This is a genomic window from Aquirufa antheringensis (genome assembly GCF_004307425.1).
Lineage (GTDB): Bacteria > Bacteroidota > Bacteroidia > Cytophagales > Spirosomataceae > Aquirufa > Aquirufa antheringensis.
Genome location: NZ_SEWZ01000005.1, coordinates 82,750 through 98,161 on the forward strand (window position 1 = coordinate 82,750; position 15,412 = coordinate 98,161).

18 protein-coding genes and 1 tRNA gene are annotated in these 15,412 nt (G+C 40.0%); 7 read left to right on the forward strand and 12 right to left on the reverse strand.

The window, feature by feature from the left end; translation table 11 throughout:
• Positions 1 to 7 precede the first annotated feature (7 nt).
• The 3 genes from EWU21_RS11095 to EWU21_RS11105 are packed head-to-tail and all read left to right on the forward strand — an operon-like array spanning position 8 to position 5,462.
• The gene (locus tag EWU21_RS11095; protein WP_130897036.1) at positions 8 to 3,535 is read left to right on the forward strand and encodes a nitrate reductase; all 3,528 of its coding nucleotides are present in this window, start codon (positions 8 to 10) and stop codon (positions 3,533 to 3,535) included.
• Complete coding sequence (locus tag EWU21_RS11100; RefSeq protein ID WP_130897037.1) at positions 3,532 to 4,029, forward strand: nitrate reductase associated protein; 498 nt, start codon at positions 3,532 to 3,534, stop codon at positions 4,027 to 4,029. The genes EWU21_RS11095 and EWU21_RS11100 overlap by 4 nt, the downstream gene beginning before the upstream one ends.
• Complete coding sequence (locus EWU21_RS11105) at positions 4,026 to 5,462, forward strand: rubredoxin (RefSeq protein ID WP_130897038.1); 1,437 nt, start codon at positions 4,026 to 4,028, stop codon at positions 5,460 to 5,462. Before EWU21_RS11100 ends, EWU21_RS11105 begins: the two co-directional genes overlap by 4 nt.
• Here the strand turns inward: EWU21_RS11105 and EWU21_RS11110 are convergent.
• From EWU21_RS11110 to EWU21_RS11145, 8 genes are all read right to left on the reverse strand, one after another.
• The gene (locus EWU21_RS11110; RefSeq protein ID WP_130897039.1) at positions 5,431 to 6,006 is read right to left on the reverse strand and encodes a molybdenum cofactor guanylyltransferase; all 576 of its coding nucleotides are present in this window, start codon (positions 6,004 to 6,006) and stop codon (positions 5,431 to 5,433) included. The genes EWU21_RS11105 and EWU21_RS11110 overlap by 32 nt on opposite strands.
• The gene (locus tag EWU21_RS11115) at positions 6,003 to 6,281 is read right to left on the reverse strand and encodes a SelT/SelW/SelH family protein (protein WP_130897040.1); all 279 of its coding nucleotides are present in this window, start codon (positions 6,279 to 6,281) and stop codon (positions 6,003 to 6,005) included. The genes EWU21_RS11110 and EWU21_RS11115 overlap by 4 nt, the downstream gene beginning before the upstream one ends.
• A gap of 14 nt (positions 6,282 to 6,295) precedes the next feature.
• Positions 6,296 to 7,279 carry a HipA domain-containing protein gene (locus EWU21_RS11120; protein ID WP_130897041.1) on the reverse strand — a complete coding sequence of 328 codons (984 nt, stop codon included), beginning with the start codon at positions 7,277 to 7,279 and terminating at the stop codon, positions 6,296 to 6,298.
• Between the two features lie 3 nt (positions 7,280 to 7,282).
• Entirely contained in the window at positions 7,283 to 7,606 is a 324-nt protein-coding gene (locus EWU21_RS11125) for a HipA N-terminal domain-containing protein (RefSeq protein WP_130897042.1), read from the reverse strand.
• Positions 7,581 to 7,820, reverse strand: a complete 240-nt coding sequence (locus EWU21_RS11130) for a helix-turn-helix domain-containing protein (RefSeq protein ID WP_130897043.1) — start codon at positions 7,818 to 7,820, stop codon at positions 7,581 to 7,583. The genes EWU21_RS11125 and EWU21_RS11130 overlap by 26 nt, the downstream gene beginning before the upstream one ends.
• Positions 7,821 to 8,055: 235 nt before the next feature.
• The gene (locus EWU21_RS11135; RefSeq protein ID WP_262707899.1) at positions 8,056 to 8,334 is read right to left on the reverse strand and encodes a 3-hydroxyacyl-CoA dehydrogenase family protein; all 279 of its coding nucleotides are present in this window, start codon (positions 8,332 to 8,334) and stop codon (positions 8,056 to 8,058) included.
• 67 nt (positions 8,335 to 8,401) lie between these two features.
• The gene (locus EWU21_RS11140; protein ID WP_130897045.1) at positions 8,402 to 9,097 is read right to left on the reverse strand and encodes a LamG domain-containing protein; all 696 of its coding nucleotides are present in this window, start codon (positions 9,095 to 9,097) and stop codon (positions 8,402 to 8,404) included.
• Positions 9,087 to 10,178, reverse strand: coding sequence for a right-handed parallel beta-helix repeat-containing protein (locus EWU21_RS11145; protein WP_130897046.1), 1,092 nt, complete (start codon positions 10,176 to 10,178; stop codon positions 9,087 to 9,089). Before EWU21_RS11145 ends, EWU21_RS11140 begins: the two co-directional genes overlap by 11 nt.
• A 132-nt stretch (positions 10,179 to 10,310) precedes the next feature.
• On the opposite strand from EWU21_RS11145, the gene EWU21_RS11150 reads away from it, so the two are divergent.
• Entirely contained in the window at positions 10,311 to 10,604 is a 294-nt protein-coding gene (locus tag EWU21_RS11150; RefSeq protein WP_161566508.1) for a winged helix-turn-helix transcriptional regulator, read from the forward strand.
• A 182-nt stretch (positions 10,605 to 10,786) separates the two neighbouring features.
• Here the strand turns inward: EWU21_RS11150 and EWU21_RS11155 are convergent.
• Positions 10,787 to 10,858: transfer RNA gene (locus EWU21_RS11155), tRNA-Thr, on the reverse strand.
• A gap of 54 nt (positions 10,859 to 10,912) precedes the next feature.
• Between EWU21_RS11155 and EWU21_RS11160 the strand changes: the two genes are divergently transcribed.
• Positions 10,913 to 12,025, forward strand: a complete 1,113-nt coding sequence (locus tag EWU21_RS11160; protein WP_130897048.1) for a tyrosine-type recombinase/integrase — start codon at positions 10,913 to 10,915, stop codon at positions 12,023 to 12,025.
• A gap of 606 nt (positions 12,026 to 12,631) precedes the next feature.
• Here the strand turns inward: EWU21_RS11160 and EWU21_RS11325 are convergent.
• Genes EWU21_RS11325 through EWU21_RS11465 form a run of 3 tightly spaced genes read right to left on the reverse strand, consistent with a single transcriptional unit; the run spans position 12,632 to position 14,092 of the window.
• A complete protein-coding gene (locus EWU21_RS11325) occupies positions 12,632 to 13,576 on the reverse strand; it encodes a hypothetical protein (protein ID WP_201738111.1) in 945 nt (314 codons plus the stop codon).
• Entirely contained in the window at positions 13,560 to 13,859 is a 300-nt protein-coding gene (locus EWU21_RS11170; RefSeq protein ID WP_130897049.1) for a hypothetical protein, read from the reverse strand. The genes EWU21_RS11325 and EWU21_RS11170 overlap by 17 nt, the downstream gene beginning before the upstream one ends.
• A 5-nt stretch (positions 13,860 to 13,864) precedes the next feature.
• A complete protein-coding gene (locus tag EWU21_RS11465; RefSeq protein WP_130897050.1) occupies positions 13,865 to 14,092 on the reverse strand; it encodes a helix-turn-helix transcriptional regulator in 228 nt (75 codons plus the stop codon).
• 183 nt (positions 14,093 to 14,275) lie between these two features.
• Here EWU21_RS11465 and EWU21_RS11180 point away from each other — a divergent pair, with 183 nt between their 5' ends.
• Together EWU21_RS11180 and EWU21_RS11185 are read left to right on the forward strand one after the other, a co-directional pair.
• On the forward strand, positions 14,276 to 14,590 hold the full coding sequence (locus tag EWU21_RS11180) for a transposase (RefSeq protein ID WP_130896482.1): 315 nt from the start codon (positions 14,276 to 14,278) through the stop codon (positions 14,588 to 14,590).
• On the forward strand, positions 14,587 to 15,412 hold an 826-nt coding region (locus tag EWU21_RS11185), incomplete at its 3' end, for an IS3 family transposase (RefSeq protein ID WP_130896484.1). The genes EWU21_RS11180 and EWU21_RS11185, both read left to right, overlap by 4 nt.

Below are 15,412 nucleotides of genomic sequence, written 5' to 3' on the forward strand. Positions count from 1 at the left end.
ATTCAACATGGAAAAATCCCTCAAACCTGGTTGTACTGAACACAAAAGTACCTGTTGTTACTGCGGGGTCGGCTGTGGTGTATCTGTTAAAAAGGATGCGCTTGGTCGCCTGCTTGTTGAGGGGGAAATGGGGCATCCTGTAAATGACGGCCAATTGTGTAGTAAAGGTATGAATTTGCACTATACGGTAAATGATGTATCAGACCGTTTACATTATCCATTGATGCGCTATGCTAAAAATCAGCCGCGCATTCGGGTAAGCTGGGAATCGGCTATGCAGCGAACAGCGGCTGTCTTTAAGTCCTTAATTGCTCAATATGGACCAGATTCTGTCGCATTTTATGCCTCTGGTCAATGTTTAACTGAGGAATACTATGTAATCAATAAGTTGATCAAAGGATTTATCGGCAGTAACAACATTGACACAAATTCCCGTTTGTGTATGAGTTCTGCCGTGGTGGGTTATAAAATGAGTTTAGGAGAGGATTCGGTGCCCGTTTCCTATGCTGATATTGAATTAGCGGATGTTATTTTTGTAGCAGGTGCAAATCCTGCTTGGTGTCATCCCATACTTTGGCGAAGGGTGGAGGCTGCCAAAGCCCGCAATCCAGATTTGAAAATTATTGTGAGTGATCCCCGCAAGACGCAGACCTGTGCTATAGCGGATATTCACTTGCAGGTCAATCCTGGAACTGATGTTGTTTTGCATCATGTTATTGGGCGCCTGTTAATTGAAATGGACGCGGTAGATCATACCTTTATTCGTGACCATGCAGAGGGGTATGAGGCGTACCGAACATCTGTTTTTTTAAAGTCGGTGGAGGAATCAGCGTTGATTTGTGGCGTTTCGTTAGCGAAAATTACGCAAGCAGCTAGCTACATTGCAGGTGCGAAAAGCTACATGAGTATGTGGACTATGGGCTTGAATCAAAGTGCGGTGGGTGTAAATAAAAATCTCTCGCTGATTAATTTGAATCTCATTACAGGCCAAATAGGTCGCCCAGGTGCCGGCCCACTTTCTTTAACGGGTCAGCCTAATGCCATGGGCGGCCGGGAAGTAGGAGGACTCTCTAATCTACTGCCAGCCCACCGTGATTTATTAAATCCAGCACATCGGGCTGAAGTGGAGCAATTCTGGGGTGTTCCTGCTGGAAGTATCGCTGCCAAGCCTGGTTTAAGTGCTACAGAAATGTTCCAAGCACTAGATGACGGTACCTTAAAGGCGGTGTGGATAATTTGTACGAATCCATTGACTAGTATGCCGAATGTTCGTCAGGTGGAGGCGGGTTTGAAAAAGGCCAAATTTGTTGTAGTTCAAGAAATTTCCAACCAGGCAGAAACTTTAGAGTATGCTGATGTTGTTTTTCCTGCTGCGGCTTGGGCCGAAAAAGAAGGGACAATGACAAACGCTGAACGGCGCATTTCTCACTTACCTAAAATTGTCGATGCTCCAGGAGAGGCGTTGCCAGATGCGGAAATTATCTGTCGATTCGCCCAGGAAATGGGTTACCAAGGTTTTGATTTTGAAAATGCCTCAGCCATTTATTCGGAACATGCACAATTAACAGCAGGTACGCACATAGATGTTAGTGGACTAAATTATGCGACTTTAACGAAAAATCGGACAGTTCAATGGCCTTACCCCGCCGGATCAACGGGTGTTGGTACCTCGCGTCTATTTACAAATCGTGTATTTTATACTCCCTCTGGGAAAGCCCAAATTCAGTCGGTATCAGATGAAAATACTTCGGAAAAATGCAGTGAAGAATTTCCCTTTATTTTGAATACTGGTCGTATTCGAGATCAATGGCACACTATGTCCAAGACCGGGAAAGTCAATAAATTAAAGCAGCACATGGGTGAATCCTTTGTAGAGGTTCACCCAGATGACGCGGCTTTCTTACGCATTCAGGAAGGTTCGCTCGTCGAGGTCAAGAATCAACGTGGATGCGTTCGCGTAAAGGCGAAGTTAAGTGATGATCTGAAACGTGGTTGCGTTTTTATGCCGATGCATTGGGGGAAAATCGCAGGTCGTGATGATAATCGAGTAAATAACCTTACTTCGAGTCTCGTAGATCCGAAAAGTAAGGAACCCGATTTCAAATTTGCTGCCGTTTCTGTTCAGGCCTTTGTTAAGCAGAAACAAAAAATAGTTGTTGTAGGTGCTGGAGCTGGTGCTTGTGGCTTTGTTAAATCGTACCGACAAAACAATTCCGTAGATGAAATTGTAGTATTTAGTAAAGAAGATTTACCTTTTTACAATCGTGTTTTGTTGCCAGATTATATTAGTGGGGCTTTGCCTTGGGTGAATTTGGTAAAAATGTCGGAGGCAGAAGAGGAAGAACATTCCATCTCGTTGTACCGTGGACTCGGCATTGATTCGATTGATCGCGGAGCAAAGACAGTGACCGACTCGAAAGGACAAGTGCATTCCTACGATGTGTTAATTTTAGCAACAGGTAGTAGACCAGCTATGTTGCGTGATTTGCCACCTTTGGAGGGGATATTTACGATGCGAAGTCGGCCTGATGCAGATCGCTTCAAGGCTCATGTGGATCCTGCCAATGGTCCCGTGGTCATTGTAGGTGGCGGGTTGCTCGGAATTGAGCTTGCCGCATCCTTAGAGGAAATGCAGATTCCCGTTTCTTTGGTTCATCGCAACTCCCGCTTCATGGATCGCCAATTGGATCCATTAGGCAGTCAGCTTTTGCATGAAGAATTAGTGGATAGGGGGATCTCTATACATTATAATGATGAAATAGAGCGCTTGTTAGGCGATTATGCGGTAGAAGGTGTCCGATTGAAAAGTGGACTTACTTTACCTTGTCAAGCTATTGTCATTGCCATTGGTACAATCCCAAACATCGAATTAGCTAAACAAGCTGATTTACTCACGCAGCGCGGTGTGGTAGTAGACGCCTACTTACAAACAAGTGATCCTTCCATTTTCGCGATAGGAGAAATAGCGGAATGCAATGGGGTTTTGTATGGCATTACTGCAGCGGCTGAACAGCAAGCTGAGGTCTTAGCTCGCTACCTCAATGGCGATATCTCCCGTCAATATAGTGGATCTTTGTTGATGAATATATTAAAGATGCCCGGTACGGATCTCTGTTCTATGGGAGTAGTGGAATGTCCTAAAGATCCAGCCTTTGAGGAGGTGATTTTTATGGACAAAGCCAAACGATTTTATAAAAAATGCATTATTCACAATGACCGCCTAATAGGCGCCATTTTGATTGGAGATAAGCGGGAATTTTTAGAATTCCGAAATTTGATTGAGCAAAAATTAGAGCTAAGTGAGAAACGATTGCTTTTATTACGATCAGGCAAAGCGCCTGAGCCGATACTTGGGAAGGTGGTCTGTTCTTGTAATGGGGTAGGGGAAGGAAATGTAATTCAAAAAATCGAAGCAGGCTGTAGCGATCACTTACAATTATGCCAATTATCTGGTGCGGGTATGGGCTGCGGCAGCTGCCGGCCAGAAGTGAAAGCTTTGTTAGATAGAACGTTGAAACAAAAAATAATTTCATGAAAATATTAGCCCCTTCGATCTTTTTAGGTCACGCAAATATTGAGTATTTTGTCTTCGAGGAAGATTTTATGGAAGCGAACATGCGTTGTATTCCGATGGCTGTTCGATTTAAATTAGACGCGGTACAGATAAAATTGAGCTTAGCCGCTTGGGCGAAATTCGGTTCAGATGAGAAGTTAGCCTTGGCAATGAATTCGTGTGAATCAGTTACAGAAAAGGCTATGTACTCTCAATTTTTGGCCCAATTAATTGAAAATTATACCGGTCAACCCCCAGCACAATTGTCTGAATCAAAAATTTTAGTGGGATGGCAAGCTGGAAAAAATGTGCCCCAAAGTATTTGTTCTAAGGCTTTGGAATTTGGTTGGGAGGTTACACTCAATAGCTGGAATGCATTAAGTGATTTGCAGCGATACAGCCTTCTTAAATTGACGAATCCTAGTCATGAAAACAAGAATTTTCCTATTGCTATGCGTGAATTTGGACTAGTATGAGTTACATAAAAATTAATTTTCTGGGAGGTATTATTTCTCCAGGTGATTTACTTGAGATTCTGAATGTTCTAGATACGCTGAAGTTACGGCAGGTGCGTTTTGGGTTGCGTCAACAATTATTGATTCCGTTGGAAGCTACTTCTCTAGAGGATTTAGTCCATTCACTGGATGAAGCAGGTATCGTCTTCGAGGTGGATCAAGAAATTTACCCGAATATTGTTAGCTCCTATCCCGCGGAGGAGGTGTTTATACAAGGTACATGGCTGAATGAAGGAGTTTACCGAGATATTTTAGATGGAATTAATTACCAACCTACTTTAAAAATAAATATATCCGATAGTAATCAAAGTTTTACTCCTTTATTGACGGGGAATATCAATTGGGTTGCATCCGCTACAGAGCCACATTTTTGGCATTTATTTGTCCGTTTTCCGAAAACTAATGTGATTTATGAGTGGACAGAATTAGTGTATACTCAAGATGTGGCAGCTTTTTCAAAACAGCTAGAAAGCTTAATTTTATCCGATAAGCAATCATTTTATGGGCAGGAAGCGGCGAGTGGAGAGCTTTTACTTTCTCGTTTGGAGGTTAAAAGTTATATAATTCGTAAGGCTCAGTCGACAGCTGAATTACCACCATTCAATTTGCCTTATTACGAAGGCTTGAATCGGTATAACAACCGGTATTGGTTAGGTATTTATCGGCGTAAAGAATTATTTAGCTGTGATTTTTTACGCGAAGTATGCTTGTTGTGTTTAGATACCAAAGTGGGTCAAATTGGTTCTACTCCTTGGAAATCATTAATGATAAAGGGAATCGAGGAAAAGGACAAGTGCGCTTGGAATTTGCTGTTAGAAAAGCATCAAATAAATATGCGTCATGCCGCGAACGAATTGAATTTTCAATTAGAAGATCATAGTCCGAAAGGTTTAGCCTTAAAGCAATTTTTGGTCCGGCATTTAAATAGAGAAGATACCCGTTCGTTTGGATTAAGTATTGGGATTAAAACAAGGCCGAAAAGTGAAGTTTTTGGTGGAATCGTGGTACGCTCGCGATCTGTTTTGTGGGGTTTATTTTACGTATATGATATTTTATGCGCGCATGATTTTAATCCTAATCAGCGGACAGGCTATCTATTTTGTTCAAGTGTACCTAAATTTGTGTTGGGTGAGCAATTGCGTCGAGCCATTTTGTCATTTTATAAATATAGGGCCACCCAGGTGCGCCAAACCATTCGATCAGAAGTCCGCACTGAGGAAAGCTTGGAAGAAAATCGTTATTTCTGTGTTGCGTGTTTAACACGTTATGACCCAGCCTACGGTGACCTCTCTCAAGGTATTGAACCCGGAACGCCGTTTATGAATCTGGAAGATGATTATTGCTGTGAATTGTGCAATGCGCCTAAAGTGACTTTCCGTATATTGGGAAATTGACATTCTCGAAATTATCCATTTCTTCCGGAAGGATTGGTAAATAGGCTGTTGGGAATTGATCCAAAAGTGCCGTTAGGCTGAATTTTTGTGGAGGTGCGGATAAGATTTGAGCTAAAATCCGCGCTGAATAAATCGCACAAAGTGGTTCTGGCCCTTTATGACTTCTGTATACCCAAATCCCCCGTTTAGGATTTTGTTCCCGAAATACGAGTAGTCGCTCGATCTGAGCAAATGACAAATAAGGAAGATCTGTTGCCAAAGCAAAAAGATCCTCTTTGGGAAATTGCTGATGCACACTTAATATACCAAGTAAAGGGCCTTTTACTGGGATTTTAGAATTGTCAATCACTAACGATTTAATTGAAAAATGGGCTTGGTACGTATCTAATTGACTAGAATTGAGGCTGACGAAACAGGATAAATTCCCTTTTTCAAGTAATTCAAATGTTTTTTTGGCCCATAATTTTCCAGCCTTATCTAGCAACAAACCTTTATCGGTTCCCATCCGAGTGCTAGCCCCACCTGCCATGAGTAGACCGATCATTTGTCGCTGTGTCCTAATATTTTTTCAGGACAGATTTCGTCTCGAACGAGTTGCTTAATCACCTTTATTTCCTCAAATCCTCCGTTTAACTTTCTGTCAAACAAAGGTTTATCATCTATAGAAATGGAGAATTCTCCTGCAATTTGGCTAGGCTTTAACATGACACCCCCAGCTTCTAGTTCGAATGTACTGAGGAGTTCTTGGGCCACATAGGCTGCTCGCAGTAACCAGTTGCATTTCGGGCAGTATCTGATGAGAAGAATCGGTTTAGACATAATATTGCAATTTACTAGATTTTCAGTCGTTTCAACCGTCCCTGGTAACTTTGATAATAGTTTTTCTGAGCACTTTCTTCTAGAAAGGAGCGTCGAATCAACATTTCAATCTCCGTCGAATTCGCCTGCATTTGTTCGAGAATTCGTTCTACCATTTTTTCAGGGATATTTGCCATTTTTCCCAAGTGTATAAACTGATGGATTAATTTTCCCTGGTATTGCGCCTTCGGATATAAGCCACCTAGTAAGGCAAAATCGCTATCTGCGATATGTAATTGAGAATTCAATAAATCATAGGCCGGGCTCAGAATGTAATCGCCATCCACTGTTTCTAGTAAGGAGAAATTCTTTAAATGGGCATCTCCATTCGAAAACAGGTAATTAAACAAGATGATTTTAAATAGTTTAGGGGCCTCGGTGGCATAGGCAGGCACATATTGCTGCATGATTTGGAACAATTCGAGGTAATTTCCTTCGTATTTGTAATTCGCCCCGTGTGTTTGTGGTGTTCTGTTTGCCAAAACTGCAAAGTCCTCTTTCCCTCGTTTCAGTCCAGCTTCATCTCGGTCAAATCGTTTCGTCAAATAGGCCATTTCCCCATTTTGGAAAAAAACAATCCCATTCTCTGCCGTATCTATTTGAAAAACCTGTTTAGCTATCTGCATCGTCAAATGCTCGTTTGCAGGCATCAGATGCTTGTTCTTGCCCAGAGTAGGAATTGGCTTTAGTAAATAATGACCACTTTCCCCCGGCTGTGCTAATCGAAGCTTATTCTTCTTTAGTAGGAGGGAAAACTTTTCCTGTACTCCAGAAATAGACATAATCGTTCTATTCTCAAAGAAAATACCAGAAACCTCGTCTGAACTCGTCGGTGAATCATAGGGCAACACGTGATGCACCTTGTGATTCGAGAATAGTCGCTGAATCGCAGATCGGCAGTAACTGGAATGACCTTCAGCTAGTGTACTTGGGCAGTAGGAAAGCAGTGGTATATTCACTTATCAGTCTATTTGTTCAATCGTTATCGCACCTATCGTATCGAATTGAGCGGTATGTAATAGTATGCCAAAATGATCCGACGGATCAATCTTCTTGAACTTGCAAACCGCTTGCTTATTTGCTCCCTCTGGTAACAAGTGAAAGAAAACTGGAAATAGTTGAGGGGACTTAAATTCCTTTTTTGACTTAGGCATGGTTAAGCTGATGGCCGGTTTCTTTTTATCTTCTATCCATGTCTCCAAATAGTGAAAATGAAAACTGCCATTATTCAGTTGACTCAAAATTCCTGCAGGTTCAGTCTTATACAGTATCGTCGCTGTCCTCATTTTCTGTTGCTATTTTTTTAATGGCTAATTGCATTTCAAGTCCTAGTACATCGGCTAGTTTTTGAATCGTCTCCAAGGTAGGATTTCCTTTTCCGCTTTCAAATTGTTTGACCGTTCGTAGACCTACACCTGACAGCATAGCAAGGGTCTCTTGGTTCACTTGGAGCGTAATACGTCGCTTTTTTAGTGTTTCTATGATGTCTTGTTGGTGCATTATAATGCTCTTTTGTTTGTAATTAATGATTACTGTAGGCTGATTTAGGCAGATTTGTGCAATATAGTGCACTTTCAGTTGTAATTGTGGATTTGTAAGAAAATAATCAGTTTTTAGAGGAAATTATCAGGGGGCAGGGCAACAAAAAAGCCCGACATTGCTGTCGAGCTTCTCAGAACCCCCTATGAGGATTGAATGAAGTCAAGCATCAATAAGTATAAAATCCCTTGCCCACTTACTTTCCCCATTCTCCTTTGTTGAACTTCTCCACGATAGTTGGAGATGGTTTATCATCTTCATTTCCTGATGCTTGGTATTTTTCCATTCCAACATGATAAGCTAAGTCGATGCCTGTTAAGTCGAGCAACTGAAATGGGCCCATCGGATAGCCGAGACCTTTTATAACAGCCTGGTCAATATCTTCCACGGAGGCAATTCCCAAATCTAATAAATTCAGGGCTTCTTTACGGGTTGCTTGCAGCATACGGTTTACAACGAATCCGAAAGAGTTCAATGAAATCGTATTGAGTTATTTTTCAAGTAAATAAAAAAAGAGGCTATTAATTAAGCCCCTTTTTTATTTAATTCTTCGTTACTTTCAAGTCTTTAAAGTAGCCAATTGTCCCTACTTCTACCCACAAACCAATGCTTCCTCGCGTTGATTTGCCCAACATTTTGTTGACAATAAAATTTGGTGACTTTTGGTTGTTAATAAACAAAGTGACCTTCTCTCCTTGATATTCTAATCGGACATCAATCCATTCGTTTAATCCGATATCCGCATAGGTTTCATATAAGCCATTAGCTTCTTTTCGCAAGCGGCTGAAAGTATAACCAGGATAGGCAAAATACTGAACAGTATGGTTTCTGCGCAGTTGGTCATCAGCTCGACCATTACTTGGTCGCAAATAAATATTCTCAAATTGGGTATTCGCCTCATCGATGCGATAGGCCAAACCGATGAATCCTCTTGCTTGTGGGAACGGTGAATCTACTTGAATCTTACTTAACATCTTCACTTCGATGATACCATTTTCGATGTCAGTATTTGCCAACTTAACAAAGGTCGGTCCATCCACAGAGTTCTCAATATTATTAATATCAAAGGGAGATTTGACTAAGTCTCTAGTAACTTCTAAAACTTTTGCTCCGTCTAATTCAACTACTTTAGCAATTGAATTAATGGCGGAAAATGTTTGCTTTTCCCAAGTGAATTGCTGACCATACATGGGTGCGGCCAACAATATCATTACGGCTATAAAACCCTTATTTCTCATTTGATAATTTATAAAATAACCCCGCCCCATAAGAAGTTCCTAAAGTTCCAGGTTTTATTTGTAAATAATAACGACTTGTTTGGTCTTCCTCGATAGATAAACCGCCTGTTTTTTGAAGAACAAAATCAGAACCATACATCAATTTCTTTGGATTGGCTGGTGTACCAAAATCTTGTGGGCCTCCACCTTGATTCACTAATTGATTATAGCCAATAACCATAGAATTCTGAATCTGGTAAGCATTTTTTGCTTCTTTCTCCAATACCCACAAGACGTTGATTCCACTCATGACATTGTTATAAAATTTGAAGTCAGGTGTTGTTGACCAAGTCCAAACAGCTGCACCGTAACTATTCAAAATCAAATTATGATGCATACTAGATTGTTCAGCAGGTGCATTCCACATCACTACAGCATCTTTTACCCCATAAAAGACACAATGATCGACTTCTAATTGCTTTCCATTGGATAATATGCCCAAGTGGTTAGGTAATGCGAATTGATTCCCTAGAAACAGGCATTGTGTAACGCGCAAATCACTCAAGTTTTTACCTTCCCATACGATTGGATAATTTCGAACGAGTACACCCGCTTTGGGTTTTTCATGCACAGGTTCACCTAATATACGAAGTCCTTGAATGGTAGCATGACTGCTTTCGATTAAAATACCATAATTTGAACCGCCCGTGATTACTTTCTTATCATCACGTTCAAGTTTAAATGGCATTGTCGAAACAATTATGGGCATTTTATTAGGTTCCCAAGCTGAACTATCTGGTAAAATCTCCGCGCGAATTTCGAGGCGATCTTGTTTTGAAAATACCCATTGTGTGGGATTGAATGTAGCGGTTTCTGCAAGTCCATACGTACCTTCTGACAAGAAAACTTGTATACTTCCTTTGCCAGCTAATTTATTCACACGCTTAGCAGCCTCAAACAACGATTTTAATGGCGTCATTTGAGAACCAGCTGCGTCATCATTACCTGAATTTGCATTCACATAAATCATTTCCTTTTGCTGTGCGAGAACATGATAAGATGCCATCAAATAGCATAGTCCTAAAATCAATACTTTTTTCATATATAATTATTTTTTTCAAAACTACGGAATATTGGTATACATTTGTAACCAGAAATCAATTAGTAGTAACCTCTAAGTAACCGGTATATGCGTTTTATCGATAATCCATTCCAATGTCCCGTAACCCGAACTATGTCAATTATTGGTGGTAAATGGAAACCTATTATTTTGAATTGTATTGGGGATAAGACGATCCGTTTTGGCAAATTAAATCAATTGATGCCAGCCATTTCAAACAAGGTCCTTTCTAAAGAGTTGAAAGATTTAGAGTTACTAGGGTTAATTAATCGATTAGAATCAGATGAACTGCCTCAAAGAGTTGAATATAATTTAACCGACTCAGGGATTAGTCTTATGCCAGTTTTGATAGAAGTTGCAAACTGGGGTAATTCCCATTTTGCAAAGCAGATAGAGTCGAAATTATAGAAAAAAATCCAAAAATATTTCTCTGCCGTAATTGAGGCCCTTGATTTGTGCAAGAATATTACCGGTAATAAAATCGGATACGGTGGAGTGGAGAATGGAGGAAGGAGAGATAAGTTTTTGGTACAAATCTGGTACAAATGAAAAAGCAGCTATAACTTTCGTTATAACTGCCTTATTTTCAGAGCCTCCTATCGGGATCGAACCAATGACCTACTGATTACAAATCAGTTGCTCTACCAGCTGAGCTAAGGAGGAAACAGTCTTTTTGAGTGGTTTTGGATTGCCTGAGTCACAAACTGGGTCAGTAAATGCAAATCACACCTAAAATCTTCTTCAGTGAGGACCTTTCCAAACGGTCCTATGTTTACTTCTTTATCAACCAAAAGCGGGTTCGCATCTACCAAGGTGCACAATTCGGCAAATCATGTTCTCCAAACCTTAAAAAGACAGCCAAATCGCGGCTCAGAGAACTGATTTTACTAGAAGACATAGTTATTGCTGAACTAAAGAAAGGATGGCTCCCTGGTCTTAAGAGGTGGTTAATTGAAGAGGTGCTAACAACAATGCTTAAAGAGCTGAATACTTCATCTTATTCTAAGAAGTATATTCGTGATACCACCATAGTTACCCAAGAGTTCTTAGATTATGCACGTAGTTTGGAGATTCTTGACAAAGAGGTGGATGCTATTACCTCTGCTACCGTAGAAAGCTTTCTTTCGAGGTTTAATTCCTCTAGTGCTTACTATGCTATCAAACGCAGAACCTTATCTGCAGTGTTCAATAAGATCCTACAACGTGGTATAATGAAGATTAATCCAGTCAAAGGTACTTCCTGCAGGAGAGTAGAAGCTGTCCATAACCAAGCATTTACAGAGAAACAGCTGGAGGTATGTTTAGAAGCGGTACGAACTAGAAGTGATAACCTCTTTTTGTGTGCATTGTTTGTTTATTGTATGCTATTGCGTCCTCACAGAGAGGTCAGATTACTTACTAGAGGTAACTTCAACGAAGATTTAACGATCTTAACCCTCTCAGGAGATGAGAATAAGTCAAAGCGTATACGCTCTATTCCAGTTCCTGAAAACATTAGGACAATTCTGATAGCAAATGGGGTACTAGCACTTCCCGATCAGTTTAACATCTTTACTAATGAGCTGAAACCACTAAATGAATGGTATTTCTCCACTTGTTGGGCAAGGGTAAAGACTAAGCTTGTTCGCAGTGGAGTAATTACCCCTAACCACACTCTATATTCCTTTAGGCATTCAGCAGTGTGTTCAGTGTTCAAAAGGGATAAAGACCTGCATCTTGTTCAGAGGCTTTGTTCACACCAATCAATGATGACCAGCTTGAAGTACCTGCGTAGTTTGGGGATGGAACAGGTGGGTACTTTGGATGAGTTACCGAAGCTTAGTTACTAGCCAATTAAAATTGGTATAACTGAATTAGTTACAAAAATATTCCCTGATTGAGTGGAATCGAACATTTAACAAGCTTGGTTAGCGGGGTTTTCTAGGAACTAAGGCTTCCTATTGCCTACAATAAAGGTTGTTTGTAAATTTGATCAGAAAATAATCAGGCAAATATTATCCTGAAAATTCTAGGGTGGCAGCAAGTCAATTGTTCCTAGACTGGCGTTCAAGCGGTAGCAATTATCTTAATAGATAATGGATGACGGCGAGTGGGGTGATTATGGCTCACCCCGTGGAACCTAAACTCAACAATTTCTGAGTTTGGGGCGATGTAGCAAAATTTAACCATCGTATTAACCCACTTAAACAAAACCCTACCATGTGATTTGGATGATTGCATTTTCCAGCATGGGAGTGAACCTATAGCGATCGGGATCAAATAGATTTACTTTAATAAATGCTCCCCTATTTTCTCCACACAAACGTGTTGGGGGGGTAGGGGGGGCATTTACTAGAGCTCCTCTAAAAGCTCCTGTGATCAAACAGAGTTATTGTCTAATAATACAAAGACCCCACTAAAAGTGAGGCCTGTAATCAAATCTCTGTTCTTAATACCTAAAAATATCTCATTGGTCTAACAGCAAATTTCAACCCTTGATTTACTTCTTTGATTAAAGGGGTTTCTTTAAATGCGAATGCAACTGCTTTGTTTGGATTATATGAGGTGGATGTCCAATAAACATTTTTTTTGCTCAGATTAAGTTCTGCTGTTTGATGGAACCACATAATTTTCATTTCGTTCAAACTTGGCAGAAACCAATCGTCATATGAGTTCAATTTAAGTGTAGAGCACATTTCCGCTGCGGCAGGATAGGTGGCCTTTACAGGGATATTAATGCTTAATTCTTGTATTCTATTACGTAAATCACTTGTAATAGTTCGTGTATTAGTAGCTCCATTACCAAGTCCTTCCTCTAATTGTCTCGTAAGAGAAATAGGCGACTTCTTCATATTAACTTCAATTGCTGTATTCCAAGCATGTGTACCAGGTAGGTCTGATTCGGCAGCAATAATTCCGTGAATCTCTCCTTTTACATACAATTTGTCTCTGGGCTCAAATATATAGGCAATGATCCCGCCGAAAGCCCTCTGCCCAATTTCATATTGTTGCTGCTCCAAGCTAATTGTTTCTTCATTTCCATATAGAACTGTGCTGCCGACAATTGAGTATGCTCTAACATAGTACGTTTTACCTTTCTTAAATTGATTCTGAGCAACAATAGTACTAATCGAATTTGTCTCCTTGCTTTGTGTACAAATGATTTTGCCATCCATTATGGTAGGCGAGGAATGATCGGCATAACAGAAGCCCACTTCTTTGGCTTTAAGGGAGGAACTAATTTCTGCCTTTAATAGGGTAATTAAATTGCTAAGCCTAGCGGGTTTGCTGGTTGTAATTCCCTTATCATTCAACTGAGCTAATAAATCAGTGGTTATACAAGCAAAGAACAATGAGACGTAGACCAAACGAAAATAGGAGAGTTTAGCTTTTACGTTCATCTAAGATTATTTTCTTTTTAAAAAATGGCAATTGATATTCATACCAAACTTCTCTCTCTATCATTAGGAATTTCCCTCCCTTAGTGAATCGAACTATGTATAGGGTCTGCTCATCCTCCCATTGAATTCTTTTAAATTTATCGTCTTCAATAACTTTAGTCTGACTAGGATTTAGTTTTGAGATATATTCTTCGAAGCTAACTTGGCCAAGTTTAGAAATGTCCGACCACTTATAGTTGTTAAATAACCTTTGAATTGCATTTATTAATAAACTTTTAGCCATATTAATCAATGATTAAAAATAAAGATGTCGTGCATTTTAACATCCAAAGTATGTGATAGATTATAGATTTGGTAGACACTGGTATTAATCTGACCGAGTTCGATTCTGCGCAACTGTTTGCTCTCAATTTCAGCCTCTAAGGCGAGCTTCTCGATAGTAAGACCTTTTTCCTTTCGTATCTCCCGTATCTTACTACCAACTCGAGAAACAAGTTCTTCCTTCTTTAATTTCATGTTCAAATTTGCTTAAAGGACATATCTGACACAAGGTCGGATCTGACCTCAATGAGGTGATAAAATAAAAATGCCACTAGAGCGAATCTTAGTGGCATGATGGTTCATGAATTAATGTACTAACCCCCTAATAGACTGGACTAAATTTTAAAAAGAGTTTAGAACCAATTAAATTAGGGAACTATGAAAAGAGAAAGAAGAATTTTCACACCAGAAGATCGTTTAGCGATACTTCAAGAAGGTCAAAGAGAGGGCACTACAGTAACGTGCCGGAAGTATAATTTAGCACCTAGTCTATATGCTAAGTGGAAGAATAAATACCTTTCCAAAGGAGTTGAAGGATTAAAGTCTGCCTATAAGCGAATAGATCCAGAGCTTAGGGCTTTGGAAGAAGAAAACGAACGATTGAAAAGAATTATCGCTCGACAAGCCTTGGAAATAGAATTTAAATCAGAGCTTTTAAAAAAAAGCCCTGTGCTAACCAAGACAAGAAGATGATCGTTTCTCAATACTTTCAGCAGGCTCCTACACGTATGCTTTTATCTTGGTCTAACCTTCCTTCCAGTGTTTACTATTATAAGTCTACAGGTGGAAAACCGGGCGTTAAAGCCAGTTCTCATACGTGGAAACAAGATGGAGAGAAGGTCGAAAATCAAATCGTTATCGAGCAAATTAAAGACATCCTCTCGCAAGAGTTTTGCTGCTACGGGTATGAAAATGTAACAGGGGAATTACGCAAGCTTGATTATTACATTAACAAGAAAAAAGTTTACCGATTAATGGACGAACACAACCTACTTTTGGGTAAAGTGATACGAACCAGCGGCAAACGCAAGTTTGTCCAACACCGTAAGATTCAGGCTTCCTATCCAATGGAATACCTATGCCTAGACATTAAATACGTCTATGTACACGGCGAAAAAAGAAACTTTTACTTGCTAACTATCATCGATGTCTTTTCTCGTAAAATCGTGGGTCAGATATTTCAAAAAAGCATCAAACAAATTGATGTCATCAATGCATTTAGACGAATAAACAACGAATACGGAATCAAAGGAGTAACCATTCGAAATGACAATGGATCTCAATTTATTGCCAACAACGTAAAGCAATACCTTCGCACAGCGGAAGCCAATCAAGAGTTCACACACATCGCAACACCGGAAGAAAATTCCTACATCGAAGCATTCCACTCCATCATTCAGCGGGAAGTAATCGAACGTTACGAATTCACGGGGTTTTATGATGCAAAACAAACAATATTCGCACACACCATCTGGTATAACACCCGAAGATTCCACAAAGCAATCAAAATGACAC